The sequence below is a fragment of the Paractinoplanes toevensis genome, from assembly GCF_018332695.1.
Taxonomy (GTDB): Bacteria; Actinomycetota; Actinomycetes; order Mycobacteriales; family Micromonosporaceae; genus Actinoplanes; species Actinoplanes toevensis.
Genome location: NZ_BOQN01000003.1, coordinates 19,512 through 44,355 on the forward strand (window position 1 = coordinate 19,512; position 24,844 = coordinate 44,355).

19 protein-coding genes are annotated in these 24,844 nt (G+C 69.5%); 8 read left to right on the plus strand and 11 right to left on the minus strand.

All coding sequences use genetic code 11. The features are described from left to right. Nucleotides 1-6: 6 nt before the first annotated feature. The gene (locus Ato02nite_RS52795) at nucleotides 7-2,199 is read left to right on the plus strand and encodes an RNA polymerase sigma factor (protein WP_307853574.1); all 2,193 of its coding nucleotides are present in this window, start codon (nucleotides 7-9) and stop codon (nucleotides 2,197-2,199) included. A 190-nt stretch (nucleotides 2,200-2,389) separates the two neighbouring features. Continuing rightward, nucleotides 2,390-2,791 carry a pyrophosphohydrolase domain-containing protein gene (locus Ato02nite_RS01210; RefSeq protein WP_281419680.1) on the plus strand — a complete coding sequence of 134 codons (402 nt, stop codon included), beginning with the start codon at nucleotides 2,390-2,392 and terminating at the stop codon, nucleotides 2,789-2,791. A gap of 353 nt (nucleotides 2,792-3,144) precedes the next feature. Here Ato02nite_RS01210 and Ato02nite_RS01215 read toward each other — a convergent pair whose 3' ends face one another. Together Ato02nite_RS01215 and Ato02nite_RS01220 are read right to left on the minus strand one after the other, a co-directional pair. Beyond that, nucleotides 3,145-4,515 carry a benzoate/H(+) symporter BenE family transporter gene (locus Ato02nite_RS01215; protein ID WP_246605953.1) on the minus strand — a complete coding sequence of 457 codons (1,371 nt, stop codon included), beginning with the start codon at nucleotides 4,513-4,515 and terminating at the stop codon, nucleotides 3,145-3,147. A 111-nt stretch (nucleotides 4,516-4,626) separates the two neighbouring features. Continuing rightward, nucleotides 4,627-6,621, minus strand: a complete 1,995-nt coding sequence (locus Ato02nite_RS01220; RefSeq protein ID WP_246605955.1) for an ArnT family glycosyltransferase — start codon at nucleotides 6,619-6,621, stop codon at nucleotides 4,627-4,629. Between the two features lie 151 nt (nucleotides 6,622-6,772). On the opposite strand from Ato02nite_RS01220, the gene pgi reads away from it, so the two are divergent. From pgi to Ato02nite_RS01235, 3 genes are all read left to right on the plus strand, one after another. Beyond that, nucleotides 6,773-8,404: a glucose-6-phosphate isomerase gene (pgi, locus tag Ato02nite_RS01225; RefSeq protein WP_213004435.1), complete on the plus strand. Its 1,632-nt coding sequence runs from the start codon at nucleotides 6,773-6,775 to the stop codon at nucleotides 8,402-8,404. Between the two features lie 33 nt (nucleotides 8,405-8,437). Then, nucleotides 8,438-9,592 carry a winged helix DNA-binding domain-containing protein gene (locus Ato02nite_RS01230; protein WP_213004436.1) on the plus strand — a complete coding sequence of 385 codons (1,155 nt, stop codon included), beginning with the start codon at nucleotides 8,438-8,440 and terminating at the stop codon, nucleotides 9,590-9,592. A 125-nt stretch (nucleotides 9,593-9,717) separates the two neighbouring features. Further along, nucleotides 9,718-11,016, plus strand: a complete 1,299-nt coding sequence (locus Ato02nite_RS01235; RefSeq protein WP_438873003.1) for a carbohydrate-binding protein — start codon at nucleotides 9,718-9,720, stop codon at nucleotides 11,014-11,016. Nucleotides 11,017-11,157: 141 nt separating this feature from the next. Here the strand turns inward: Ato02nite_RS01235 and Ato02nite_RS01240 are convergent, their stop codons facing one another. Further along, nucleotides 11,158-12,111 (minus strand): FAD-dependent oxidoreductase, encoded by a 954-nt coding sequence (locus Ato02nite_RS01240; RefSeq protein WP_213004438.1) that lies wholly within the window; start codon nucleotides 12,109-12,111, stop codon nucleotides 11,158-11,160. Nucleotides 12,112-12,348: 237 nt separating this feature from the next. On the opposite strand from Ato02nite_RS01240, the gene Ato02nite_RS01245 reads away from it, so the two are divergent. From Ato02nite_RS01245 to Ato02nite_RS01255, 3 genes are all read left to right on the plus strand, one after another. Next, nucleotides 12,349-13,257 carry a hypothetical protein gene (locus Ato02nite_RS01245; protein WP_246605957.1) on the plus strand — a complete coding sequence of 303 codons (909 nt, stop codon included), beginning with the start codon at nucleotides 12,349-12,351 and terminating at the stop codon, nucleotides 13,255-13,257. A gap of 10 nt (nucleotides 13,258-13,267) precedes the next feature. Further along, nucleotides 13,268-14,185 (plus strand): SCO2521 family protein, encoded by a 918-nt coding sequence (locus tag Ato02nite_RS01250; protein ID WP_213004440.1) that lies wholly within the window; start codon nucleotides 13,268-13,270, stop codon nucleotides 14,183-14,185. Nucleotides 14,186-14,698: 513 nt separating this feature from the next. Continuing rightward, nucleotides 14,699-14,938: a hypothetical protein gene (locus tag Ato02nite_RS01255; RefSeq protein ID WP_213004441.1), complete on the plus strand. Its 240-nt coding sequence runs from the start codon at nucleotides 14,699-14,701 to the stop codon at nucleotides 14,936-14,938. A gap of 534 nt (nucleotides 14,939-15,472) precedes the next feature. Here Ato02nite_RS01255 and Ato02nite_RS01260 read toward each other — a convergent pair. The 8 genes from Ato02nite_RS01260 to Ato02nite_RS01295 form a co-directional block, all read right to left on the minus strand. Next, nucleotides 15,473-16,426: an SCO2522 family protein gene (locus Ato02nite_RS01260; RefSeq protein WP_213004442.1), complete on the minus strand. Its 954-nt coding sequence runs from the start codon at nucleotides 16,424-16,426 to the stop codon at nucleotides 15,473-15,475. After that, a complete protein-coding gene (locus Ato02nite_RS01265) occupies nucleotides 16,423-17,340 on the minus strand; it encodes an SCO2523 family variant P-loop protein (protein ID WP_213004443.1) in 918 nt (305 codons plus the stop codon). Before Ato02nite_RS01265 ends, Ato02nite_RS01260 begins: the two co-directional genes overlap by 4 nt. Then, nucleotides 17,337-19,172, minus strand: coding sequence for an SCO2524 family protein (locus Ato02nite_RS01270; RefSeq protein ID WP_213004444.1), 1,836 nt, complete (start codon nucleotides 19,170-19,172; stop codon nucleotides 17,337-17,339). The genes Ato02nite_RS01265 and Ato02nite_RS01270 overlap by 4 nt, the downstream gene beginning before the upstream one ends. A gap of 8 nt (nucleotides 19,173-19,180) precedes the next feature. Next, nucleotides 19,181-20,164 carry an FAD-dependent oxidoreductase gene (locus Ato02nite_RS01275; protein WP_213004445.1) on the minus strand — a complete coding sequence of 328 codons (984 nt, stop codon included), beginning with the start codon at nucleotides 20,162-20,164 and terminating at the stop codon, nucleotides 19,181-19,183. 35 nt (nucleotides 20,165-20,199) lie between these two features. Then, on the minus strand, nucleotides 20,200-22,026 hold the full coding sequence (locus tag Ato02nite_RS01280) for an SCO2524 family protein (RefSeq protein ID WP_213004446.1): 1,827 nt from the start codon (nucleotides 22,024-22,026) through the stop codon (nucleotides 20,200-20,202). A 6-nt stretch (nucleotides 22,027-22,032) separates the two neighbouring features. Further along, complete coding sequence (locus Ato02nite_RS01285; protein WP_213004447.1) at nucleotides 22,033-22,800, minus strand: SCO2525 family SAM-dependent methyltransferase; 768 nt, start codon at nucleotides 22,798-22,800, stop codon at nucleotides 22,033-22,035. Between the two features lie 160 nt (nucleotides 22,801-22,960). Next, the gene (locus Ato02nite_RS01290; protein ID WP_213004448.1) at nucleotides 22,961-23,716 is read right to left on the minus strand and encodes a hypothetical protein; all 756 of its coding nucleotides are present in this window, start codon (nucleotides 23,714-23,716) and stop codon (nucleotides 22,961-22,963) included. A 103-nt stretch (nucleotides 23,717-23,819) separates the two neighbouring features. Continuing rightward, nucleotides 23,820-24,554 (minus strand): SCO2525 family SAM-dependent methyltransferase, encoded by a 735-nt coding sequence (locus Ato02nite_RS01295; RefSeq protein ID WP_213004449.1) that lies wholly within the window; start codon nucleotides 24,552-24,554, stop codon nucleotides 23,820-23,822. Between the last annotated feature and the right edge of the window lie 290 nt (nucleotides 24,555-24,844).

Sequence of the window (24,844 nt, forward strand, 5' to 3'; positions counted from 1 at the left end):
TGCGCCATGTCCGACGTCCACCGCACGATCGACGCGGTGTGGAAGCTGGAGTCGGCCCGCATCGTCGGCGGGCTGGCCCGGCTCGTCCACGACGTCGGCCTGGCCGAGGAACTCGCCCAGGACGCACTGGTCGCGGCGCTGGAGCAGTGGCCGCTCGCCGGCGTGCCCGACAATCCCGGCGCCTGGCTGACCACGGTCGCCCGGCGCCGGGCGGTCGACCACATCCGCCGCTCCCGCACCGCTCCGGTCGGGGAACCACCCGTCGAGCCGGAACAGCAGGAGCAGGACGACGTCCTCCGGCTGATCTTCGTGTGCTGTCACCCGGCGCTGCCCGCCGACGCCCGGATCGCACTGACCCTGCGGCTGGTCGCCGGCCTCACCAACGCCGAGATCGCCCGCGCGTTCCTGCTGGACGAGCCGCGGGTGACCCGGCGCATCGCCGCGGCCAAGCAGACCCTGGCCGACGAGGGCGCCGGCTTCACCCAGCCCGACGCCGCGTCGCTCGCCGGGCGGCTGGCGTCCGTGCTCGAGGTGCTCTACCTGGTCTTCAACGAGGGCTATGCGGCCACGGCCGGCGACGACCTGATCCGCGGCGACCTCTGCCGGGAGGCGCTGCGGCTGGGTCGGATGCTGGCCGAACTGGTCCCCGGCGAACCCGAGGTGCACGGCCTGGTCGCGCTGATGGAACTGCAGGCGTCCCGGTCGGCGGCCCGCATCGGCCCGGACGGCGAACTGGTGCTGCTGCACGAACAAAACCGCGGCCGCTGGGACCAGCTGCTGATCCGCCGCGGCTTCGCCGCGATGCTGCGGGCCCGCAAAACTGGCAAACCACCCGGACCGTACGTCGTACAGGCCGCGATCGCCGTCTGCCACGCCCAGGCCACGACCGCGGAGGACACCGACTGGCAGCGCATCGCCAAGCTCTACGACACCCTGGTACGGCTGATGCCGAGCCCGGTGGTGCGGCTGAACCGGGCGGTGGCGGTCGGGATGGCGTACGGCCCCGAGTTCGGCCTCGCCGAGGCCGACGCCCTCCTCACCGATCCCGCGCTGCGCGACTACTACCTGCTGCCCGGCGTCCGCGGCGACCTGCTCGCCCGGCTGGGCCGGCCCGCCGAGGCGCGGCGCGAGTTCGAGCGCGCCCTCACGCTGACCCGCAACCGCCCGGAACAGCAGTTCCTGCACCGCCGGGCCGCCGACATGGCCGCCCTCCTCGCCGCCGTCCCGCCACCCGCGCCGCCACCCGCGCCGCCGGCCGTCTCGTCGCCGGCCGTCTCGTCGCCGGCCGTCGCGTCGCCGGCCGTCGCGTCGCCGGCCGTCGCGTCGCCGGCCGTCTCGCCGCCGGCCGTCTCGCCGCCGGCCGTCTCGCCGTCGGCCGGGGCGGCGGCCACCGCCTCCGGTTTGCCGGATGCCGGAACGTCGTTCGCCGGTGTGGCGCGTTCCCGGAACGCGGGCGCGGACGTCGCGAGGGCCGGTGCGGCGGTTCGGGTGGGAGCGCCGGGGCCGGCGGACACGCTCGGGGCGGTCGCCATCGCTTTTCTCGGGCGGGACGACCTGGACGCGGCCACGGTGCGGTCCTATCGGCAGACCGTCACCCGGCTCCGGCGCGGGCTCGGTGACAGCCTTCCGCTCGGCCTGCTCACCGCGGAGACCGTGGCCACGGTGTTCACCACCACATGGGGGAGCGCCGCCCCGAAGACCTGGAACCGGCATAGAGCCACCCTTCGCTCCTTCGGCGCCTGGTGCGGCCGGGCTGACCTCGCAGCCGGGCTGGAACGCCGGGCCGAAACCGTCTCGCCGGTCGTGCCGCTTCCGGCCGAAGACCTGGCCGCGCTGTTCGGCGATAATCGGCGGGCGCTTCGGGAGCGCACCCTCTGGTGTCTGCTGCACGAGTCCTCGGCGCCGGTGACCGCCGTGCTGGCGCTCGACGTCGAGAATCTGGATCTGGACGACCGCCGGGCGAGGGTCGGTGGCCGGTGGGTGACCTGGCGTTCGGGAACCGCCCGGCTGCTGCCGGAGCTGATCGCCGGTCGCACGTCGGGGCCGCTCTTTCGCACCGACCGTCGCCTGGCTCCCGGTGCGCAGGGCGATCGGTGCCCGCACACCGGCCGGGGCCGCCTGTCCTACGAGCGGGCCGAATACCTCTTCAAGCAGGCCACCGGGCACACCTTGCGGCAGTTGCGGGCCGCTGACCGATAGGACACAGGGCGCAGGCTGCGACGGTTGGGGGCCGCTGACCGATAGGGTGCCGGGCGCAGGCTGCGACGGTTGGGGGCCGCTGACCGATGGGGTGCCGGGCGCGGGCTGCGACGGTTGGGGGCCGCTGACCGATAGGACACCGGACGCAGTTTGCGATGGTTGCGGGTCGCCGACCGATAGGGTGCCGGGCGTGAGTGAGTCGCCGTGGCGGATGGTCCGTGAGTTCCATGAGGTCTTCGGCCTCGCCCATCCGGACCGTCCCACGCCGATCCCGCCCGAGCTGGCCGCGGTTCGTCAGCGACTCCTCGAGGAGGAGGCGGGCGAGGTGGGAGAGGCCGCCGCGGCGGCGCTTCTCGATCCGTCCCCGGGGCGGCTGGCCCATCTGGCCTGCGAGCTGGCCGACGTCGTCTACGTCGCCTACGGCACCGCGATCAGTTATGGCATCGACTTGGACGCGGTGATCGCCGAGGTCCACCGGGCCAACATGAGCAAGCTGGGCAGCGACGGCCGGCCGATGCTGCGGGAGGACGGCAAGGTGCAGAAGGGCCCGAACTTCCGCCCGCCCGACGTCACCGCCCTCTTCGCCGGCTGACGGCACCGCGCGGTCTGCGTTCCCTGGGTCCTTTCGGGTGGGGGCGCGGCGGCGTCCGGCACGGCGGATGCGTCTTCGGCGTCCCGCATCGTGGCAGCTGGTTCCATAGTTTGGGTCGGATGTCCGCATCGCGGCTGCCGTCCTGCTTTGCGGGAAGTGCATTCCGCATCGTGGCCGCAGGAACATGATATGTCGTTTATATCCCCCACCCGCGATCGGACCTGCGGCGAACTTGTCGAGTTCGGGCGTTGAGCGGACGCTAAATCATCAAGATCTGCGCTAGTTGGCTGGGGAGCCTCCGCCACGCCGCGCCGACAGCCTTGCGATCCGACAATGCAAGACCCGCGCGGGGTTTACGGCTGTGACGGACCAGCTGGTGGTGGGACGGCCTCCGTGGCTGGTCCGGGCTTCGCCGGGGTGGCCGCCGACGGGGTGGCCGCTGCAGGCTCGGCGGGTGCGGGTGCGGGTGCGGGTGCGGGTGCCGGTGGAGGCGCGGCTGCGGGTGCGGGTGCGGGTGCCGGTGGAGGCGCGGCTGCGAGGGCTGGCGCTGGTGGGCGGGGGTGGAAGGCGCTGGTTGCGGCGGCGGTCAGTAGGCCGGCTATCAGGCCCCAGAAGGCGGAACCTACGCCCAGGAACTTGACGCCGGAGGCGGTGGCCAAGAAGGTCACCACGGCTGCCTCGCGCCAGCGGTTGTCGGTCAGGGCGGTGGTCAGTGATGAGCCGATCGTGCCCAGCAGGCCGATGCCGGCGATGGCCAGGACCAGGGCCGCGGGCAGGGCCGTGAGCAGGGAGCTCACCGTCGCGCCCAGGGCGCCCAGCGTCAGGTAGAAGATGCCGGCCCAGACGCCCGCTACGTAGCGGCGGCGTGGGTCGGGGTGGGCGGCCGGGCCGGTGCAGATGGCCGCGGTGATGGCGGCCAGGTTCAGGCCGAAGGCGCCGAAGGGGGCCAGCAGCAGGTTGGTGGCGCCGGTCCAGGTGATCAAGGGGGAGACCGGGACCGGGTAGCCGTCGTTGCGCAGGACCGCTACGCCGGGGAGGTTCTGGGAGGCCATTGTGACCACGAACAGGGGGAGCGCCACGCCGATGGCGGCCTGCCAGGAGAACGTGGGGGCGGTGAAGATCGGTTCGGCCCAGGCCAGGTGGATCTCGCGGGTGTGCAGGGCATGGGTGGCGGCGGCCACCGCTGTGCCGGTGGCCAGTGCGGCCAGCACCGCGTAGCGGGGGAGGAAGCGGCGGCACAGCAGGTAGGTCGCGAACATGGTGAGTACCAGGGCGAGGCTGTGCTGCATCGAGGCGAACAGGCCGATGCCGAACTGGACCAGGACGCCGGCCAGCAGGGCCGCGGTCAGCGGGACCGGGACCCGGCTCATGATGCGGGCGAACCAGCCGGTCACGCCGGACAGGGTGATCAGGGCAGCGGAGATCAGGAAGGCGCCGGTGGCCTCGCGGAGGGTGAAGCCGTCCAGGCCGGTGGCCAGCAGGGCGGCGCCGGGGGTGGACCACGCGGTGATGATCGGGGCCTGGTAGCGCAGGGACAGGCCGATGCAGGTCAGGCCCATGCCGACGCCCAGCGCGAGCATCCACGACGCCAGCTCGGCGTCGTCGGCGCCGGCCGCTCGGGCGGCGCTGAAGACGATGGCTGCCGAGCTGGTCACGCCGACGATCGTGGCCAGCAGGCCGGCGGTGACGGCGGAGAGCGGGGCGGCGCGGGTCAGGAGGTTCATGTAACGCGCGATGCTAACCGAGAATCCCGCCGCTGCCAGGGACGCGGGTCACGGTCCGGGGACGGCGGAAGCCCCGCGCCGTGCAGGCGCGGGGCTTCTTGTGCCGGTGGTTCAGCTCGTCGCCGTCTGGGTCAGGTCGTAGACGGTGGTGCCGCCTACGGTCGTGGCCGTGTAGTGGGCGGCCACCCAGGTGGCGATCTGGGCGGCGTCGGTGCTCGAGCCGCTCGCTCCGCCGCCGCCCATGCCGCCGCCCGCGATGTAGTAGTGGATCTGGCCGGCCGCCACGTACGCCTCGAACTGGGCCAGGGTGGGACTCGGGTCGCTGCCGTTCCAGCCGCCCAGGGCGATCACCGCGGTGCCGCTGTCCAACTCCAGTTGGGCGGCTGAGGTGGCGCCGCTGATCGCGGCCGACCACTTGGTGGTGCTGGCCTTCAACAGGGCGGTCAGTTCGCTGTTGCTGCTGCTCTCGCCGCCCATGCCACCGCCACCGGGGCCGCCCTGGGTCGTCGTCGACGAGTCGGACGAGGACGACGACGGGGCCTGGCTCCCCGCACTGGACGATGAGGAGTTACCCGCGCTTCCGTCCGGCCCGCCGGTGCGGTTGGCCGCCCCGCCACGCGTACCTCCCGTGCCTGAAGATTGGCCGGACGGCCCGGACGTCGGAATCGAACCCGTATGGGCCACCGAAGCGGTCGATGCGGCGTAGGCCGCGCCGGAGGCGCCGGCCGAGAGGATCGCCGCGACCAGCGCGATCACCGCGAAGCCGCGCAGGTTCGCGGCGGGCAGGAGAAGGACCAGGGTGAGTACGACGCCCAGCGCGAGCGACGCCCAGCGCAGAGCGGGCAGCCAGTCGGCGCGGCCCATGAGCACCGAGCCCCAGATCGCGGTGGCCAGGAGCATGGCGGCAAGCAGGGCGCGGGCCCACATCCTGGTGCGGTAGAGCCACAGCACCCGGCCGCCGATGGCGACCACCGCGGCGATCGCGGGGGCCAGCGCGACGGTGTAGTAGGGGTGGATGGTGCCGCTCATGTAGGAGAACGTGATGCCGGTGACCAGCAGCCAGCCGCCCCACATGATCATGGCGGCGCGGGCCCGGTCGGTGCGCGGTGCGGTCCAGGTCAGCGCGAGGACGGCGATGAGCGCGATCAGCGCGGCCGGCAGCAGCCAGGAGATCTCGGTGCCCATCGAGCTGCCGAACAGCCGGCCGATGCCGGTGGCGCCGCCGAAGCCGGTGTTCTGGCTGCCGCCGCCCCCGCCGCCGTTGCCGCTGCCGCCGAAGATGCGGCCCAGGCCGTTGTAGCCGATGGCCAGTTCCCACAGGCTGTTGTTGGTCGAGCCGGCGATGTAGGGCCGCGAGGAAGCGGGCCACAGCTCGACCAGGGCGACGTACCAGCCGGCCGAGACGACCAGGGCCAGGCCGGCGATGAGCAGGTCGCGGATCCGCTTGCCGAGGCCGGTCGGCGCGGCGATCAGGTAGACCAGGGCGAAGGCCGGCAGGACCAGGAAGGCCTGCATCATCTTGGTGAGGAAGCCGAAACCGAGGAGTACGCCGGTCAGCGCCAGCCACTTCCAGGAGGCTTTCTCGACGGCCCGGACGGTGGTGTACGCGCCGGCCGTCATCAGCAGCACCAGCAGGGCGTCGGGGTTGTCGTAGCGGAACATCAGCACCGCGACGGGAGTCAGTGCGAGCGCGACTCCGGCGAGGAGGCCGGCGTTCTGGCCGAACCAGCGCTTCACACTCGCGTAGAGCAGGTAGACGCTGGCCACGCCCATCAGCGCCTGCGGGGCGAGGATCGACCAGCTGTTCACGCCGAAGATCCGGGCGGACAAGCCCATGATCCACATGGCGGCGGGTGGTTTGTCGACGGTGATGGCGTTACCGGCGTCGAGCGAGCCGAACAGCCAGGCCTTCCAACTCTGCGCGCCGGCCTGGGCGGCCGCCGCGTAGAAGCTGTTGCCCCAGCCGGAGGCGCTCAGGTCCCACAGGTAGAGGACGGCGGTGGCGGCGAGCAGGACCAGGACGGGCCATCGTCGCGCGCGGCGAGGAGATGGCGGTGACTCGGGCCGGGGGTCGGCCGCCCGCGGGCGTTCCATCAAGGTCGTCATGGGTGACAACGTTCGCCGCGGCGGCTACGTCCGCTCTGTGGCGCTGCTGTGCGGTGTCTATGAGCCGGTCAGTGGTGAACTGATCGGTGGCTCGCTCCGTTTCATGCCAGGATGAGGACGAGAGTCCGGGTTCGAGCGAGAGACAAGGCCAATGAGCGAACACGTTTCCGACAGCGCCGAGTGGCAGGTCCTCCAGGGGCATGCCGAGAAGTTCTCGGCGGTGCACCTGCGCGACCTGTTCGGCAGCGAGCCGGGGCGCGGCGAGCGCCTCACCGCGACCGTCGCCGATCTGACCGTGGACTACAGCAAGAACCTGCTGACCGACGAGGTCCTGTCCTCGTTGATCGCCCTGGCCGAGCGCGCTGGTCTGCGGGAGCGGATCGCCGCGATGTTCGCCGGCGAGCACATCAACGTGACCGAGGACCGGGCGGTGCTGCACACCGCGCTGCGCCTGCCGCGCGACGCGACGCTCGTCGTGGACGGGCAGGACGTGGTCGCCGACGTGCACGAGGTGCTCGACCGGATGGGCACGTTCAGCGACAAGGTGCGCTCGGGTGAGTGGACCGGCCACACCGGGCAGCGCATCAAGACGGTGGTCAACATCGGCATCGGCGGGTCCGACCTCGGGCCGGTGATGGCGTACGAGGCGCTCAAGGCCTACAAGGCGCCCGAGATCGAGTGCCGGTTCATCTCGAACATCGACCCCACCGACCTGTACGAGAAGACCCACGACCTCGACCCGGCCACGACGCTGTTCGTCATCGTGTCGAAGACGTTCGGCACCCAGGAGACCCTGACCAACGCGACCGAGGCGCGCAACTGGCTCCTCGCCGCCGACGGGTTCGACGACTCGGCCGTCGCCAAGCACTTCGTCGCGGTCAGCACCAACGCGTCCCGCGTGGCCGACTTCGGCATCGACACCGCCAACATGTTCGGCTTCTGGGACTGGGTGGGCGGGCGCTACTCGCTGCCGTCCGCGGTCGGCCTGTCGGTCATGATCGCGATCGGCAAGGAGCAGTTCGCCGAGATGCTCGCCGGTTACCACACCGTCGACGAGCACTTCCGCACCCAGCCGCTCGAGTCGAACGTGCCGGCCCTGCTCGGCCTGATCAACGTCTGGTACGACACGTTCCTCGGCGCCCAGTCGCACGCGATCCTGCCGTACTCGCAGTACCTGCACCGCTTCGCCGCCTACCTCCAGCAGCTCACCATGGAGAGCAACGGCAAGTCGGTGCGGCTGGACGGTTCGCCGGTCGGCTTCCAGACCGGCGAGGTCTACTGGGGCGAGCCCGGCACCAACGGGCAGCACGCCTTCTACCAGCTGATCCACCAGGGCACCAAGCTGATCCCGGCCGACTTCATCGGGTTCTTCCAGCCCAACCACGACACCGACGGCATGCACGACCTGTTCATGTCGAACTTCTTCGCCCAGACCGGCGCGCTCGCTTTCGGCAAGACCCTCGAGCAGGTCAAGGCGGAGGGCAGCAGCGACACGGTCGCGCCGCACCGGGTCATGCAGGGCAACCACCCGACCACCACGATCGTCGCGCCGAAACTGACGCCGGCCGTGCTCGGGCAGCTCATCGCCCTCTACGAGCACATCACGTTCACCCAGGGCACGATCTGGGAGATCAACTCCTTCGACCAGTGGGGGGTCGAGCTGGGCAAGGTCATGGCCAACCAGCTCGCGCCCAAGCTGACCTCGGAGTCCGCGCCGGCCGACGATGACGACTCGTCGACCAACAACCTGATCAAGCTGTACCGGGCCGGCCGCGGCCGCTGATTTCTTGTCATACCCCCGGCCTAGGGTCGTCCCATGGATGTTCGGACGGCCCTGGGCCTGCGGTTGACCAGCCTGCTGCTGCGCGGTGGCGGCCCGTCCACGGTCGAGGGCATCGCGTCTTGGTTCGGCGCCATGCAGGCGCAGGACGTCAACAGCGTCCTCTGGTCCCTCGGTGCCCGGCTGCCGGGTTGGTCGCTGGCCGAGGTCAACGCGGCCCTCGAGGACCGTTCCGTGCTGCGCACCTGGCCGATGCGGGGCACGGTCCACCTCGTGCCGGCCCGCGACGCGCACTGGATGCTCGACGTCATGGGCTCGCGGTCACTCACCGGCGTGGCGAAACGCTGGGAATTGCTCGGGCTCGACCGGCCGACCGCCGAGAAAGCCACCGAGCTGCTCGGCTCCGCCCTGACGGGCGATCGCCGCCTGACGCGAGCTTCGTGCCTGGAAGCGCTGGCCGAAGGCGGCATCGACGTCAGTGGGCAGCGCGGTTACCACCTTCTTTGGTACGCATCACAGGTCGGCGTCACGGCCATCGCCCCACACGTGGGCAAGGACCAGACGTTCGTGCTTCTCGATTCCTGGGTGCCGTCGCCGTTTCGTCCCTCGCGCGAGGAGGCGCTGGGGCTGATCGCGATGCGGTTCTTCCAGAGCCACGGCCCGGCAACGCGTAAGGACTTCGCGGGCTGGACCGGCCTGCCGATGTCCGACGTCAAGATCGGCCTGGGCGAGGCCGGAAAGGCGCTGGTAGCGATCGACGTCGACGGCGTGGAGATGATCGTGGCGGCCGAGGCGCTGGACCAGCTGACCGTCTCGGCCACGGCGGGCTCGGGCGGCGGGGCGGGCTCGGGCGGCGCATACCCACGCCCCGCGTCCGATTTTTCGGATAAATCGTGGCTTGCTCTGCCGGGGTTTGACGAATACATGCTCGGCTACAAGGACCGGTCGATGATGGCGTCGCCGGCCGACCTCGCGGCGATCATCCCGGGTGGCAACGGGGTGTTCCAGTCGACGCTGGTGCGGGGCGGGCGAGTGGTCGCGACCTGGAAGCGGGTCATCGGGCGCAAGGGGGTGACCGTCACCGTCCAGCCACTGATCGACTTCACTGCCACCGATCATCGCCGGGCCGCGAAAGCGCTCGAACCGTTCGCCGCGTTCCTCGGACTTCCGCTGACTGTTAAGAACCCTTGATATTTACGAATGTGAACGCCACTATGTGAGTGTCGCGGGTCACGTTCGATATCGAGGGGGCAGCCATGGGCGTCCGTCGTCGGGTGTTAGCGCTGGTCGCAGGGGTTGCGGTGGCGGCCGGAGCGATGGCTGTCGTCGTCGCCGGAGAGGGCACGTCGTTCGCGGCGGTGGCCTGCTCGGGGACGGTGTGGACCGAGGGACCCACCTACACGGCGGGGCAGCAGGTCACCTACAACGCCCACCTCTACCAGGCGCTCGTCACGCACACGGCCTATGCGGGGGCGGGCTGGAACCCGGCCGCGACGCCGTCACTGTGGAAGGACCTCGGGGCCTGCACCGGTGGCACCACGACCCCGCCCACCACCGCGCCGACGACGACTCCGCCGACCACCCGGCCCACCACCACGCCGCCGACCACGGCACCCACGACGACCCCGCCCACGACCTCCCCGACCGTTTCGCCCACCGGCTCGACGTGCGCGGTCAAGTCGCGGCCCGCCGGGAAGGTGCTGCAGGGGTACTGGGAGAACTGGGACGGCGCGTCCAACGGCGTACACCCCGGGTTGGGTTGGATTCCGATCAACGACAGCCGGATCCTTTCCCATGGCTACAACGTGATCGCGGCGGCGTTCCCGGTGATCCGTTCGGACGGCACGGTGCTGTGGGAGAACGGCATGGACGCCGGGGTGAAGGTGTCCACACCCGCCGAGATGTGCGCGGCGAAGGCGGCCGGCAGCACCATCCTCATGTCGATCGGCGGCGCCGCGGCCGGCATCGACCTCAGCTCCAGCGCCGTCGCCGACCGCTTCGTGGCGACCATCGTTCCGATCCTGAAGCAGTACAACTTCGACGGCATCGACATCGACATCGAGACCGGCCTGACCGGCAGCGGCAGCATCACCACGCTGTCCGCCTCGCAGGCCAACCTGATCCGCATCATCGACGGGGTGCTGGCCGCGATGCCGGCCAACTTCGGCCTGACCATGGCGCCGGAGACCGCGTACGTGACCGGCGGCAGCGTCACCTACGGCTCGATCTGGGGCTCCTACCTGCCGATCATCAAGAAGTACGTGGACAACGGCCGGCTGTGGTGGCTGAACATGCAGTACTACAACGGCTCGATGTACGGCTGCTCCGGCGACTCGTACTCGGCCGGCACGGTGCAGGGCTTCACGGTCCAGACCCAGTGCCTGAACAACGGCCTCACCATCCAGGGCACCACCATCAAGGTCCCGTACGACAAGCAGGTCCCGGGCCTGCCCGCCCAGTCCGGTGCGGGCGGCGGCTACATGACGCCGTCGCTGGTCTCCCAGGCGTACAACAGCGTCAGCGCCATCAAGGGCGTGATGACCTGGTCGATCAACTGGGACGGCTCGAAGTCCTGGACCTTCGGCAACAACGTGAAGTCGCTGCAGGGCCGCTGACCGAGCGTCCGCCCCGGGATCGGCGGCCGATTCCGGCCCGGGGCGGCAGTGCCGCCGGTTCTCCCGAGTCCCCCCTCCGCGGGTGCACGGCGGCGCCGGCCCGGCCGGGTCCTCTTCCACCGACCCGGCCGGGCTCGGCGGCTATCCGGCCAGTAGCTCCAGGACCAGCGCCTTGACGTCGTCGGCGCAGCCCCAGGACGTGCTCACCCCGGCGCCGCTGTGACCGTAGTTGTGCACGACGTGCCGGCCGTCGCGTTCCTCGTGCTCGAGGCGGATCATCGGGCGGGACGGGCGGACGCCCACCCGGTGCTCGAGCACCTCGGCGGCCAGGACCGCCGGGAAGACGTCCCCGCATCGCTTCACGATCGCGGCGGCGATCTCCGGGTCGGGTAGCCGGTCGGCCATCCCCGGCTCGGCACTGCCGCCCAGCAGCAGCACCGCGCCCTGCGGAATCAGGTAGGTCATCTCGCCCAACTCGGCGGTGTGCTCGGCGAAGAACTCGGTCAGACCCGGATTGCGCACCGCGACCAGTTGCCCGCGGATCGGGTGCACCTCGGCGTCGCCGACGAGATCGTGCGCTCCGGCACCGCTGCAGTTGACCACGATCGGCGCGTCCACCTCGGCCAGGCTGCCCAGGCGCTCGCCGAAGGCGAAAGTGCCGCCGGCCTCGCGCACGAGCCGTTCCAGCCGGGCCAGGTAGTGCGGCATGTCGATGATCGGCGCCCGATAGCGCCAGCCGTGCACGAAACCGGCCGGCAGATCGGCCGGCTCGCACTCGCGATAGCCGGGCAGACCGAGCGCCCAGTCGGGAGTGGTCATCGGTTCGCGGGCCGCTTCCACGCCGTCGACCAGGCGCACCCCGTCCCCGGCCATCCTGGCGAACTCGTCGTAGCTGCGGGCCGCCCAGGCGCCGACCCGGGGATGGTTCGCGTAGATCGGGTCCCACAGCGCGCCGGCCGCGGCCGAGCTGGTCTGTCCGGGTGCGTCGGCCGCGACGATCCGGACCGCCAGGCCCTGCCGGGCCAGCTGAAGGGCGGTGGTCAGGCCGGACACCCCGGCACCGATGACGAGTACGTCGTGCCGGTCGGGCGCCATGCCGCGAGCGTACCGACCGGCGGTGGTCGTGCGGTTCCATCGTGTGACTGAATTTCGTGGCTGGACTGGCGGCCGCCGGTGCTATCCAATCAATCCAATTGCCGGGCCTCCGGCAGAGGGCGGGGTAGAGATGCTCATCGTCGGCGAAGTGCGGACGGGCCGGTCGCGAGTTACCGCGGCGGCGATGCGGCGGTGAGCGCCGACGGGTGGCCGAGGCCGCGCGACGGAGTCGGCGCCGTGCGAACGGCGGTGATCACCATCCTCGCCGGCGGTCTCACTTATCTGATTACCGACCTTCTGAACCAGGATCCCAGCCTCCGCCTGATGTTGTCCGTCCTGGTTGGTGGCGTCGTGCTCCTGGCGCAGTTCCTCGTCGCGTTCGAGCACCGGCTGACCGCCGTGGAGCGGGCCGGGACAGACGGGATGGCCCGCATCGAGCGGCTCGTCGGCCATGCCTTCGCCGAGTTCAGCGAGGCTACCGCGCTGTTCGGCCTGATCGAGGCGTCGGCCCTGCAGACCGATCTGGTCACCCAGTTCGTGCGCAACTCCACGCAGATCTCTCCGGAGTCGCCCCCGATCGTCTACCAGTTCGTCCAGGCGAAGATCAAAGAGACGTCGGAGTTCGTGAAGCAACTTTCCGAGGGCGGCACGGTCACGTACTACGGCGAGGACCGCGAGTGGCTGCTCGGCCTGACCAGCACCGCCACCACGAGCATCGACGCGATCAGCCTCGCCGCGGCCGACTACGACCTGTGGCAGAGCCAGCTCGGTCAGCGCTACCTGGACGCGCAGGGGCGGGCGGCCCGCGACGGGAAGCGGGTGCGGCGCATCTTCGTGATCGACGAGCCGTCGCGGGCCGACGACCCGATGCTGCGGCGGGTCTGCGTGGAACAGCTCGAGGCGGACATCGAGGTTCGGCTGCTCGTCCTGGACCGGGTGCCGCCCCGGTTGCAGGGCCGGATGCGCGACCTGGTCATCTTCGACGACGTCCTCGCGTACGAAACCACCGCGACCACCGGCGCCCTCGGGCGTGCTCAGGTCGCCGAGACCCGCATGGTCCTCACCAGCTCACGGGTCAAGGAGTGCATCCTGCTGTTCATGGAACTGTGGGACATGGCCCACGTGCCGCCGCACCGGACCGATTAGGAGACCCGGGATGCTCATCGTCGGCGAGGTGCAGACCGGCCTTCTGCGCGGCGGCGGTCCGGTGCCCGCCGATGTCGCGAGCACCCTGGTCGACCTGGTGGCCGGTGAGCCGGTGCGGGTGTCCACCCGGCCGCGGTCGCACGTACGCTCCCCCGACAAGCCGGTCGGTGTCGACTGCCCGCTCGGCCTGCCCGGTTCGGCCCGGCGGTTGCGCGGCATCGGCACGGCCTGGCAGCGGGCATCGATCGTGGACGGTCACGTGGTGCAGGGCTCGGCGTACGCGACGGTGGTCCGCGCTGACGGCAGCACCCGCCGGCCCTGGTCGCACTATCTGAGCCGGCCCGGCGTCATCGAGGCGGTCGGCCGCACCCGCTGGAACGAGCTGGCCGACGCGTTCGCCGCGACGCAGCGCGATCCGGAGGCTCTCGACCTGGGCGGCATCGCCCGCCGGGCCGCGGATCGGGTGCAGCGCAACTCCCACGCCGCCGGGCGGCCGACTCTGCGGGCGGCCCGCACCGGCCTGCGCTGGGTCGTGTCGATCGAACCGAGCGACCCCGATCCGGCCCGGGTCCGCTTCGCCGTGCACGACGACCTCCGGGTGCTCAGCTTCGCCGCCACCGAGGCCGATCCGGCCCGGCTGGCCGCCGTCGCCGAGGACGTGGCCCTGCACGACTGGCTGATCACGGTGCTGCTGGAGGTGACCCACAAGGCCGCGATCGGGGTTCTTCCTCGCGACGAGGTGCTCGCCCGCCTGCTCCCGGCCATCGACTACCTGCTGCACCTGTGGCTTCCGCGGGCCTTCGACGGCGAACTGGCCGGTGCCCTGTGGGCGGCCCTGGAAAGCGGGGTCGGCCTCAGCCGCCAATGGAACATCCTGGTCAACCGCGTCCGCGACCAGGTTGCGGTCGCGGCGGCGATGCAGCGGTGAGCGCCCCTCCATATATAGAGGCATCCGCCGCCGCGCGGTTTGATACGCGCGGCCTATAAGGGTGTTAAAGTGCGAGGTTTTCCGCGCGAAATGTCTTCGTGGAGCTGGCGATGATCAATTTCGTGAGGGGAACTTCACAGCCTAATGCACCGACTGTGGGAACGGACGACGCCGCAGAGGAAAGTTATCGAACGGCAGCTTTTGGTCGATGGCTTGACAGCGGGGCTGAAATGGGGTGGTGTTGCCGCCGGGCGGCGCCGTGCGCTTCTGCCCGGTCGTTGTCAAAATCGCCGACGAATGGAGGAAATGGTGATCGTCCGGGGGTCTTCAGCGGAGGGTCAAATAAACAATCGAAGTATGGGGACGGTGGAATTCACGCCGAGTCCGACGCAATCGGAATTGCGTGGAAAAGGGCCAGACCCGGCGCCGGTGCAATGGAATCCGGATCTGGCCCACAGTCACTCGATCCCGTGCAGCCATGAGGTTGCCCCCACGGCGGGAGGAGCGGGGGGTATGATAATCCCCCAGACCGAGTCATTGCCAGCCGAGCCATCTCGTGGTCGTCCATTCAGGCAGCTCAGCACGGGCGATCTGGCTTTGCTGATGTTGGCGGCGATCATGGTCGGTTTCGTGGCCGGCTGCCTCACTCGATCAAGCGATGCTCCCGTCGAGGCCGCTTGGCTGGCCGGCATATCCGCGACAATGCTGTCCGGCACATTTCTGCTATCCATTCGGGACCGCATGATCCGCTGACAAATTGAATAGGTTTGCACAGAGGCTCCGCGCTTATGCGCGGGGCCTATCTTTATGCGCGATTCCAGGCGGATGGAGAGGGTGGCAATTCGCCCGGCGGTCAGGTTCGCGGAGTGCGTTGTGCGGCCTTGAACCGCGCTCGGAGCAATTCGCTGGTCGGCCCAGCCGGAAACCGCAGCGTTCTGAGCGCTCCCCGGCGCGTGCTCTCAGGCCGCCATGAGCACGATGGAGTGAAGCGCCCGCCGGTACGGCAGGCCGGACGGCCGGTTGCCAAGCCGCTAGTTGGCAGTCAGCGAGTTTGCAACTACCTCGGCCGGTACCGATTACGTGCTGCCTGGCCGCGGTGATGGGCCCACTGCCCCTGCATCGGATCCGGTTAGTTGTGCTCCCGCTATGCCTCCGAGTCGAAGCGGTCTCATGGGTCGCGACTCTGCCCATCCGTCGACGAGGTGACGGCTTCGCTGAAGGTGAGTGGCAGTCAGCTGACTGCAATCTGCAGGTTGATAACTTTGGTGGTATATAGCCCAATCGTGTCTACATGAAAGCGTAGGAGACGCGGCCCACCAGCTCGGCCGGCAGTTCCACGCCCTCGGCCTGGGCGCGGCCTCGCACCTGCTGGTCGACCACCGGGTCGATCCACACCTGACTCAGGACGGTGCGTACCGCCAGCTCGATCGGCAGGAAGCGGCTGTCGAGCGGGTTGAACGTGCGATAAGCACGTAGCGGGGCGGCCGCCGGGTCCAGCTGGATGATCGGCGGCATCTCGTCCCAATCGGCGGGTAGCTCGCCCACCGTGACCGGTTCCGCCACCGGCCGGCCCAGGTGTCGTAGCAGGCCGAGGCGCTGCAACTGCCAGACCGTGGCCAGGAACGGGCACGACCACAGCCGGCCGTCCGGTGAGTCGCTCCACAGCTCGATGTCCACGAAGATCGAATGGTTCTGCACGGCGCTCTGCCGCGGCGGCCGCCACTCGCGGGGCCCGGACATCGCCGAGGTGGCCCGCGCGGGGGAGCGCTCGCCGTTGGTCAGCCAGCCCGACTCGGTGGTCGGCGGGCGGCCGCCGTTGGTGTCCTCGGCCGGCTCGTGCACCAGGTGTTCCTGAACCAGGGTGGCCAGGTCGACGTCGCCGGCCCGGGCGCAGCCGGACTCCCGCGCCACGTAGTCGATCCGCAAATCCGCCGCCTCAGCGGCGGTGACCAGCGCGGCGATCACCTCGGCCGGGGTGGAGAAGCGGGTGAAGTAGTCGTCGATGAGGAAGCAGGTGCTGACCCGCGGGGTGCGCTTGGAGCCGAGCGACGCGGCGGTCTGCTCGATGGCGGTCCGCGCCCACGGCGCCACCCGCTGGAAGTGTTCGCGCAGCCGGGCCTCGCCGGCCCGGAAGTCGTCCATGTAGAGGTGGCCGAGCTCGACCGACAGGTGCGACAGCGCCACCGACTGGACGACGGGGGACGCACTCGCCTCGGTGAAGAGGCCGTCCGAGGCCGTCACAGACCCGCCCAGGCGTCCGGGTCGACGATCTTCTTGGCCAGGTCCTCGAACGCGCTGACCGTGCTCTCGTTGGCGGTCCGGTGCAGCCAGACGTCGTCGTTGGTGAGCAGCTGCTCCTGCCATTGCAGCACCGGGTCGAGCGGGATGATGCCGAGCACGTCGATCCGGCCGACCCGGTGGGTGGCGGCCAGTTCCTGCAGCCGCCGGTTACAGACGTCCAGCCAGGCCAGTTGTTCGGGCCGCATTCCGGCCTGATCGGGCGAGGCCGGGTCAACCACGGCCGTCCGCACGAAACGGATGTTCTCGCGCAGCCGGTCGCGGTCATGGCCCTGCCTCGCGCCTGCCTCGAGGAGGCCCTTCGGGCCGTACACGAGGCCGCTGGCGGCGATGATGTGTTGCCGGGTCCAGCGGTGGAAGACCACCCAGCGGGCCTCGATATCCATCAACTCGGGGCGAGCGGTGGCCGCCAGGACGATCTCCGTGGCGTACGAGCGGCCCGCGCTCAGATCGACGTGTACCAGGTCGTACTCCTCGTCCAGGCGTGCCAGTAGCTCGACGCAACGCCGGACGATATCGGGGGACGAGGGGAACTCGCTGCCGCCTCGGTCACCGGGCAGGAACATCAGCCGACCCGCGCCGGTCGGCCGGTTCCGGAGCGTCTCTCGCTGCGTCTCCGCCCAGACATTGATCTTGCGCGGCGCCGAGATATCGCCGGCCAGGTAAGCGTGCAGGCCGTCGCCGTCGGTGCCGGCCTGCGCGGCACTCAGGTCGAAAATGGCCCCCGTGGTCGGCGAACCGAAGTCGAAGTCGAGGTAGCAGGCATCCCTGCCTTGCAAGGCCTGCCGGTAGGCGACGTTGGTGCTGGTGACCGAACGTCCGGTGCCGCCCTTGTCGGAGGTCGCAAAGATGATCATAGGAGGTAGCCGGAATCGGCTCGTCGGGCCGCAGAGAGCCGGTCCAGTTTTCGCAGTACCTCCTCGACGACGGCCACCGCCGCACCCGGCCGCTGTCCGTGCATGGCACGGGCGCGTCTCAGCTCGGTCCCGATTCGTTCCAGTTCAGCCCGCAGCGTCGCGCCGCGGGTCGTGGTGCCGTTCAGCAACTCTCGGTCGTACATGTGATCCGCCTCGGCGAGCAGATCGGCCGCGATCTGCAGCAGAAGCTCGCTGGACAGCGGCGGTTCGTTGATCACAGTGGCTGCGGTTACCAGGCAGTCGACCACCCGCTTGGTGTAGTACCAGGAAGCCTGATCGACTTCCTGCGGTAGGTACACATAGGCGCCGGCGGCGAAGTCCCACAGGCCGCGGTCGCGGCCGTGCCGGATCACCCGCATGCCCAGGTGCTCCCAGATCGCGTCGGACAGCTCGAGCATCCGGCTGCGGGTCGCCCCGTCCGTGGTCATGTTGGCGAGATTGAGCGTGCGCTTCAACAGCGTGGGCGAGATGTCGGCAACCGTCCAGTGCAGAGGAGGTCCGCCTGCGGCATCGCTTCCCTCGAGGGGGAAGTGGAGGCCGGGGGAGTGGACACCGACGGCAGGCTCCGGCTCGGTTGAGCGGTGCGTGATCCGGGCTCTGTTCGCCAGTTCCTCCAGCACGGCGGCGACTCGGCTCATCTCCGCGCCGGTTGTGCGCATGGTCGTCATGTTCTGCATGACCATCCCACTGACCAGCAGCGTGAAGTAGTCGAACTCGATGCCGTCGGTGGTCCGCCAGGGGAAGTCCTCCAGAGGCCAGCGGCCCGATCCGAACGTCGCGATCGTCGCCCAATAGGACCGGGTCAGTTCGAAACGTAGCTGGAGTGCCTGAGCGAGACGTGCCTGCTCCAGATCGAGCAGGCCGAGCAGGCGGATGCGCTCGGACGAGAGTTGCTGAATGGCGTCGAGCGCGACCGCGGTGAAATACAGGTACGGCGCGTTCTGCGCCACGCCGTCTCGCTGCTCACCCACATCAGCGGACGTCTCGTTGCGTACCACCCCCCAGGACCAGCCACATTCGAACAGGCGGTTCGGGTTGTCCAGCTCGCTTCCCTCGGCGGAGCCCGAGCCCATGATGACATCGTCACGTAGCCGGGCCTGGATCTCCCGCAAAGCCCGGCGCAGCTCCTCGACCACGATGTGGGAGGGACGTCGCTCCTGATTCACCGTGCGGATCAGCTCCCGGCCGAGCGAGCTGTCCGTCGTGAACACGTTGACCGCGAAACTGTCCAGCAACCCGGTCATGGCGGCGGTCAGCCGACGGTTGGCCATCTGCTCCACCTCGTCGATCTGCCGCACCAGTGCGGCGCGGGTGACCACTTGGCGGAACACCTTGGTGAAGCCGATGATCGCCAGCGTCAGCGTCACCGATATGGAGAACGAATCGACGACATCGAGGTCCAGTTGCTCCGGCTCGATTTTTTCGCGGGGACCCTCCGAGCTGAAGTAGGTACCGCCGGAGAAGATCGGCCGCCCGTCCGGCCCGGTGTACCGGTTGAGGTACTCACCGAGAGCGCGCAGCAGGCGTTGTGGGATCTGCAGGTTGTCGCCGAGCGGGCCCAGCGCTTCGAGGACGTCGTCGGTGACGGTATCGGGCTGGTCGAGGCGGAAGATCGGCATCTCGGTCGCCGGGGCCATGATGCACAGCAACTGTTCGGCGTCGCTGATCGAGTTGCTGCCGTCGCGGCCGCCTGGCATCCATCCGTCGCCGTAGGACACCCGCGCCGTGGCGCGCCAGATTTCGAGCAGCTGCTGGCGTGGCTTGATCTGCATCCGCTTCCTCAGCTCCGCAGTTGGAACACAATGTCGGCGACCTGCTCGGCGCAGCCCCACGAGAGGGTTACCCCGGAGCCGCCGTGGCCGTAGTTGTGAATGATGTGGCCGTCGCCGGCGGGCTCGACCTCGAGGCGGACCTCGGGCCGATGGGGACGGATGCCGGTGCGTCGTCGTCGCGCGTGGTCGTCGAAGGTCTCGCCGGGGAACGCCTCCCGGCACCGCCGCAGGATCGCGTCGGGGATCTCGTCGTCGGGCATCGCGGCGTCCTCGCCCTTCTCCATGCTGCCACCCAGGACCAGGGTCGCACCGTGCGGGAACACGTACGTCATGTCGTGTTGCTCGCCGGTGGTGTATTCGGCGAAGAAGGTCTTTCGCCCCTGCGGGTTGCCGACCACCACCAGCCGGCCGCGGGACGGGTGGACCTGGGTGTCCGGCACGAGGTCGCGGGCGCCGATGCCGGTGCAGTTGACCACGATGCCGGCCTCGGCGGTCACCTCGGCGAGGGATCCCAGCCGGCCCCGCGACAGCGTCCCGCCGCCGGCCTCGAAACGCTGCCGCAGCGCCTTGAGGTACGGCGGCATGTCGATCACCGGCACCCGGTAGCGCCAGCCGGTGACGAAACCCTGCGGCAACTCGGCGGGCGGGCAGGGGCGGAAGGTGGGCAGGCTCTCGATGTACGGCGGGGGTCTGAGCTGCTGGCGGCAGGCCTCGAGGCCGTCGACCAGAGTGACTCCCGGGAAATGCTCGCCGGCGAGCTGCCCGAACCGGCGGGCGGTGCGCCCGGCCCAGTCGCCCAGGCGATCGTGCTGGGCGTGACTCGGGTCGAAGATGGCCCCGGCGGCGGCGGAGTTGGTCTCCTCGGCCCACTGCTCGGCGACGATGTGGACCCGGGGCGCCGAGCCACCGGAGCTCTCGACCAACTGGACGCCGGTGGTCAGGCCGATGACGCCGGCGCCGATGATCAGGACGTCGTTGCGGTCGGCAGCCATGTCTTCGAGATTAGATACCGTCCGCACCATCATGGCTACCCCGCGTCGTTCTGCCAGGCGGCTGCCACCCGGTCGAGTTCGCGCAGGGCCTCGAAGAGGTAGCCGAGGGCGATGTCCGGCGCAGTGGTGTGGGTCTGGCGGGCGCGTTCCAGGCCGGCCCGGATCCGGCCCATGTCGTTGCCGGTGCGGGGTGACCCGCGCAGCAGTTCGCGGCTGTAGCGGTGGTTCGCCATCTGGAGCAGATCGGCGGCCAGCCGGTCGACCAGTTCACTCTCCGGCGGTTTCCCCTCGATCACCTGGACCGCGGTGACCAGGCAGTCCACCACCCGCTTGGTGTAGTACCAGGAGACCTCGTCGTGCCGCACCGGGACGTCGGGGAGCGCGCCGATCGGCTGGTCCCAGAGGCCGGTCCAGGCGGCGTCCCGTTCTCGGCGGTGGTCGAGGTGGTTCCAGATCTCGTCGGCGAGTTCGAGCAGCTTCGCGCGTTCGTCGCCGGTGTGGTCGAACAGGCCGATCAGGTTCAGGGTGCTCTTCAGCAGTTGCGGAGCCATGTCCGCGAAGATCCAGCTCAGCCGGGGCCCGCCCAGTTTCTCGCTGCCCACCAGCGGGAAGGCGATGCCGGGATGATGCACGACGGTGGCCGGGTCGTCCGGCGGAGCCCACAGTGAGATGCGGCTGCGCTCGGCCAGGTCGTCCAGCACCTCGGCGATGCGATGCAGGTCGGCGGTCGCCGGCCGGGGTGCGATGTGGTGCAGCAGCAGTGCCGTGACCAGCAGGGTGTAGTAGTCGGTGTGCAGTCCGTCGGTGGTCTGCCAGGGAGCGTTCTCCAGCGGCCACCGGCCCGGTCCGAAGGTCGCGACGGTCGCCCAGTAGGCGCCGGTCAGTTCGAGGCGGATCTCCAGGTGCCGGGCCAGGCGGTTCTGCTCCTCGGTGAGCAGCCCGCCCGGCTGGGTGCGCTTGGCGGTGAGCTCCTGGATCGCCTCCATCGCCACGGTGGTGAAGTACAGGTACGGCTTGTTCTCCGCGACACCGTCGCGCTGAACGCCCACCGCCACCGACGTCTCGACCTTCGGCGCCTGCTCGACCAGGCCCCACGACCAGCCGCACTCGAACAGGTAACCGTTGTCCTCGAGGTCGGCTATCGGCACCATGCCCGGCTTTCCCACGACGTCGTCCCGCAGCCGGGCGCGGATCCCGTCGACCGCGGTATGCAGGCTCTGCGCGGCGCGGTCGGTCGAGTGGCCGTCCCGGGTGAGGGTCTTGAGCAGTTGCGCGCCTTCTCGGTCGTCGATCCGGAACACGTTGACCGAGAAGCTGCGCAGGAGGCCGATCAGCGCGGCGGTGAGCCGCGTGCTCGCCTTCTCCGCCAGCTCGTCCACTTTCTTCTTGACCTCGGGCCGGCGCACCTTCCGGCGGAAGCCGCGGGCGAAGTCGATGATTGCCAGCGTCAGCACCACCGAGACGGCGAACGAGTCGACGACGTCCTGGGACTGTTGCTCGGGGGTGGCCGTGGTGCTGTCCGCCCCGAAGGCCGAGCCGCCGGCGAAGAGGGGTGTCCCGTCCGCGCCGGTGTATCGATCGAGGTAGTCGGTCAGCGCCTCCAGCAGGCGCTGGGGCACCTCGATCACGGTGCCCAGCGAACTCAGCGCGGCCTCGGCGTCGCCACCGACCTCGTCCGGATCGTCGACCCGGAAGTCCCGCAGCCGAGTGGCCGGGCCGAGGATGCAGAGGAGCTGCTCGGCGTCACTGATCGAGTTGCTGCGGGCCCGGCCGCCGGGCACCCACATATCGTCCCGGTAGGAGATGCGCGCGACCCGGCCCCAGATGCCGAGGATCTCCTGGCGTGGCTCGATCTGTAACAACCCGTGTCACCTCTTGAAGCCGGTAGCCACCATCATCCCGTGGTATCCCTCGCGCAGGCCCTCGCTGTTCACGTGGGTGATCCGCACGTCGCGGGCGACCGGTGTGAGTGCCTCGGCCACGTCGTTCTCGTCCACCCAGCACGCCGGGAACTTCTGCCCGGCCACGGTGTAGCCGGAGGACCCGCGCATGAACGCCGAGGCGAACGGCGCGCCCCGGACCAGGCTGTTGACGAACAGCCGCATGGCGCGGCAGAACTCCTCGTGCTCGGTGGTGATCGACTCGGCCACGAAGAACATCGTCGCGATCTCGTAGTGGTTGGGGGTCAGCGAGAAGACGTTGCCCCGTTCGACCAGGGCGCGGCGGCGCAGGCGATCGAGTGGGTGCTCGATCGCCTGGTAGTGCGGGTACCCCTCGGACATCTCCCGCCAGAAGTCCAGCCAGGACATCCGCGGCCGGGCCAGTTCCTGCCGCAGCCAGGCGCGGTTGGAGTGGGCCCTTTCGAAAAGCGTCACCCGCGAGGAGTACGGCAACATGGTCAGCGCCGGGTAGAGGTTGGCGCCGGTGCCCACGTCGATCGCGCGGGCCGACCCGATCGGCATCCGGGTGCCGGCGAAGAACTCCTTGACGATGTCGATGATCTCGGCGTCGTCCGAGCGCAGCGTGCCGTAGTTGGTGCTCCAGTACGTGTCCGGGTCGAACATCTCCCACTCGACCTCGGCGTTCAGAGCGGTTCGGGCGATCGGGTGCATCGCGCGCGAGTCGTCATCGGCCACGGGATCCTCCGGCGCTTGGGTCGGGCGTCGACGGGTGCGTGACGCGATCATCGGCTGTCGGTGGAGCGGGTCTCGCAACTCGGCACTGAGGCTGGTAGCCGCCGTCCTTGCAGATTAGAACGTCGTCGGACATCTGTGCAGGCAAGAGCCTCATTCGACTCTATGTCCCTTTTGTTGTTATGTCGGCGCGGGCGGCCTTCCACAGTTCCTCGAACCGGTCCTGGCGTCTCTTCACCAGCAGGGGGTTGACGACGAGCGCCACGCTGTCGATCTGCGGCGTGACGTTCTTGCGCACCGATCGTGCCGTGTGGAACTCGTAGCTGATCTTCTGATCGAAGACGATGAAGTCCGCCAGGTCGTTCTGGTAGAGGAAGTCGACGTCCTCGGGGAGCAGGGTCCGGGTCTCCACGCCGATCTTCTGATGCGGTTCCAGCAGCGACTTGATCTGGTCGGTGTCGGTTGCGTCCTCGTCGAGCAGGAAGAGCCGGCGGATCTGGACCTTCCGCTCGATGGCCCGGCGCTGCCGGTCCAGATAACGCAGACCGAGGTCGCTGGCCCAGAACTCGCCCTCGTCGACGAATCCGCGGTACCGGTCGAACGACGTCATGCTGGTCGCGTCGATCAGGCGGCTGAGGCTCTGCCGGTCGAGGTGGCCTTCGGCGGTGGCCAGGTGGGTGGCGGCCGCGCTGATCGCGCCCACCGACTCCTTGAGCCAGGCCGCCTGCTCCGCGTTCTCGGTCTGGGTGCGGCGGGCCTGCTCGGCGTTCTCGATCAGGAACTGGACCACCAGGACGATGCCGGCGACGAAGACCGACATGGTCAGCTGCCAGATCTTCGGCTGCTCGGTGATGTTGGTGAGCAGATAGGTCAGGCCACCGGCGATGGCGGTAACGATGATCTTGACAAGGATCTGCACGCGTCGTCCCCCCAAGGCCCACGTGTCTACATCAGATCGGACGAGGTCAACTTCCGCAATGAGTCCGCCGATGGTTGCGCTCGGTGACGGCGAGGGTGGTGTGTTACTTCTTCCGGCCGGTCGCGACCATCATCCCGCTGTAACCCTCCCGCAGGTCGTTGCTGTCCACCGTCTCGATCTCCAGCCGGCGCGCGACCGGGGTCAGCGCCTCCCGGACGTCGTCCTCGCTCACCGAGCACGCCGGGAATCCGATGTCGCCGACGAAGTAGCCGGAGGAGTTGCGCATGAACGCGGCGGCGAACGGCGCACCGGGCACCAGCGAGTCGACGAACAGGCGGGCGGCGCGGCGGAACTCGTCGTCCCGGGTGGTGATCGACTCCGCCACGAAGAACATCGTGCCGAGGTCGTACCGGTTCGGCTTCAGGTCGAAGACGTTGCCCTTGGTCACCTCGGCCCGGTCGGCCAGCAGTCGGAGCGGGCTGGGGATCCGGGCGTAGGGCCGCCGGCCGCCGGAGATCTCCCGCCAGAACTGGAGCCAGGACTCCTGCGGCCGGGCCAGCGACTGGTGCAGCCAAGTCCGGTTGGTGTAGGCCCGTTCGTAGAGCGTCACCCGGGAGGAGTAGGGCAGCATGGTCAGCGCGGGGTAGAGATTGGTGCCGGAGCCGACGTCGATCGCGTGGCCGATGAACTTCTCCGGCAGGCTCGTTGCAAAGAAGTCCGCAATGATCCTGATGATGGCGGCGTCGTCCCAGCGCAGGGTGCCGTAGTTGTTCGCGAAGTACGCCTGCGAGTCGAAGTCGTCCCACTCGACGTCGGCGTTACCGATCAAGCCGGCCACTGATACTGCGCGCGGGTCTTCGTCCGGCACAGATGCCCTCCGTCTCTCAGGAGTCTATGAGTCAGCGGCCGAGTGCGGGAGGCGCGCGCGAAGTCGGCTGGTCCACCGAGGGTAACCCTGGGTCCACGGATGGCGCCATCATGCGATCGAGGGCCTTGGTCCGGATCGGCCGTCAGATGTCGTGTTCGCGTCGCAGAAATGACAACCGTGATCCGATGTGTCCGATCATCCGATGAACCATCGGCCACTCGGATCATGCGCGAGATCATCAATGGTCGTTGGGTGCACAC